Here is a 379-nt window from a genome sequence, read left to right on the forward strand (position 1 = left end):
GTCCTCGGACTCGGCGAACTCGTCCACCACGGCGTCGAGCAGGTGCTGCACGCGGAGACCCGACTGCTGGGACTCCAGGTGCGACTTGATGGCCGACTTCTTGGCCCGTCCCACGATGTTCTCGATCACCGCGCCGGAGTTGAAGTCCTTGAAGTACAGGACCTCCTTGTCCCCGTTGGCGTAGGTGACCTCGAGGAAGCGGTTGTCGTCGGTCTCCTCGTACATGCGCTCGACGACCCGCTCGATCATGCCGTCGAGGCACGCCTTGCGGTTGCCGCCGAACTCGGCGAGGTCCTCCTCGTGGACCGGCAGGCCCTCGATGAGGTACTTGCCGAAGATGTCGATCGCCGACTCCGCGTCGGGCCGCTCGATCTTGATC

Annotated in this window: 1 pseudogene; it reads right to left on the bottom strand. The window is 64.6% G+C overall.

The annotated features are described in order from the left end of the window. A pseudogene (locus FL311_RS43865) lies at positions 1–379 on the bottom strand (proteasome ATPase); the annotation flags it as partial.

Origin of the sequence: Myxococcus sp. AB025B (genome assembly GCF_006518215.1) — a bacterium.
GTDB classification, from domain to species: domain Bacteria; phylum Myxococcota; class Myxococcia; order Myxococcales; family Myxococcaceae; genus Myxococcus; species Myxococcus fulvus.